Origin of the sequence: Pseudoalteromonas prydzensis (assembly GCF_001661495.1) — a bacterium.
Lineage (GTDB): Bacteria > Pseudomonadota > Gammaproteobacteria > Enterobacterales > Alteromonadaceae > Pseudoalteromonas > Pseudoalteromonas prydzensis.
Genome location: NZ_BDDT01000032.1, coordinates 1 through 1,540, shown reverse-complemented (window position 1 = coordinate 1,540; position 1,540 = coordinate 1). Strand labels below are relative to the sequence as shown.

Below are 1,540 nucleotides of genomic sequence, written 5' to 3'. Positions count from 1 at the left end.
TTTGTTGAACGAAGCCGCTTTGCGGCAGAAAAAGCAGATCGCGTGTTTAATTAACTCTCTACCAACACCGGTAGGATTAATTGGAGTTCACTGCTATGAACACACACGATCAAGCTCGTTTCGAGTCTTTATATTCAACCTATATTACCGAATTAAAACTGCAAGGCAAGAGTGATAAAACCATTGATTGTTATGCTCGGTGCTTACGCCAAGCCGCTGTCTTTTTTGACACCTGTCCTGATAGCCTCAGCACTGACGAGCTCAAACTCTACTTTCTTTTTCTTGTTGAAAACAAATCATGGAGCGCGGTTAAAATTGCCCGTAATGCCATTCAGTTTTGTTACAAACATGTCCTTCATCGCCCCTGGACGCGGGTCGATATTGTTAAACCACCTAAAATTCAAGTTGTGCAAGATGTGTTATCGCCCACTGAAGTCGCCCTCATTATTAACGCCACTCGTAAACTCAGCTATCAAACCTATTATTTAGTCACCTACAGTCTAGGCCTGCGCCTCAGTGAAGCTATTAACCTGAAGGTATCGGATATTGATAGCCATTTAATGCGAGTGCATTTGCGTTATACCAAATCTAAAAAAGACCGCTTTGTACCGTTACCTCAAGCAACGTTGTTTGCGCTGCGTCAGTACTGGTGCACTCACAAACACCCTGAGTTAATTTTCCCTGGCGGGAAACCGCCCTTTTTGCGCAATGGTCATTCCTTGGTGATGGACAAAGGCGGCGTGCAAAAAGCGATTAAGTTAATCGCTAAGGAAGTCGGTATCAGTAAAAATGTGCATGTGCATACGCTGCGTCACTCTATTGCGACCCACATGTTAGAGCGCGGATTAAGTTTGCGCTCTATTCAAGTTTTTTTAGGCCATGCCAGTCCTGATACCACGGCTAAATACACGCGGATGACCCAAGAAACAGCTCAAAATAGCGCGCTCATGCTGAATGATATTATTGATGGCTTACCAATCCATTGGCGGGGGCAAACCGATGAGTAACTTGGCTGAAGTGGTTCGTCTCGCTCATACGTCACTCGTTGAAAAATACGGGCATTTAATGCACCATGAACACCATTATGCGCTAAAGCAAATTATGCAGTGTCATACGCCTGATGCTGGAGCAATGTGCTATTCCATTGTGATAACTGCGGTAACAGCAGCACGTTTTACCCTGGCTGTGGTCATCGTCATTGCCCTGCCTGTCAACACCACGCTAATACGCATTGGTTAGCAGTGCAAAAACAGAAGCTGTTGCCCGTGAATTATTTTTTAGTGACGTTTACCTTGCCGTATCAGTTACGCCAGTTTATGTGGTTTCATCAGCAATGGGGCTATCATGCTTTGTTTCATTGTGCCACGACGACGTTGCGCAGTTTCTTCAGCCGAGACAAACACCTCGGTGATAAACTCGGGCTGACGGCTGTGTTGCATACCCATTCACGACGGCTCGATTACCACCCTCATGTCCATTTTATCGTGCCTGCTGGCGCGCTCAATAAACACGGCACACTGTTTCAACAAAAGCGGGGACG

Annotated in this window: 3 protein-coding genes; all 3 read left to right on the top strand. The window is 45.8% G+C overall.

Annotated elements, in window-relative coordinates; translation table 11 throughout:
• Nucleotides 1-95: 95 nt before the first annotated feature.
• Entirely contained in the window at nucleotides 96-1,007 is a 912-nt protein-coding gene (locus A7968_RS22755; protein ID WP_064668785.1) for a site-specific integrase, read from the top strand.
• Complete coding sequence (locus A7968_RS23400) at nucleotides 1,000-1,239, top strand: hypothetical protein (RefSeq protein WP_064668784.1); 240 nt, start codon at nucleotides 1,000-1,002, stop codon at nucleotides 1,237-1,239. The genes A7968_RS22755 and A7968_RS23400 overlap by 8 nt, the downstream gene beginning before the upstream one ends.
• On the top strand, nucleotides 1,134-1,540 hold a 407-nt coding region (locus A7968_RS23280), incomplete at its 3' end, for an IS91 family transposase (RefSeq protein WP_167542989.1). The genes A7968_RS23400 and A7968_RS23280, both read left to right, overlap by 106 nt.

Excerpts from the sequence above, each read along its gene's own strand:
- A7968_RS22755 (WP_064668785.1), top strand. The coding sequence starts at position 96 with ATGAACACACACGATCAAGCTCGTTTCGAGTCTTTATATTCAACCTAT.
- A7968_RS23400 (WP_064668784.1), top strand. The coding sequence starts at position 1,000 with ATGAGTAACTTGGCTGAAGTGGTTCGTCTCGCTCATACGTCACTCGTT.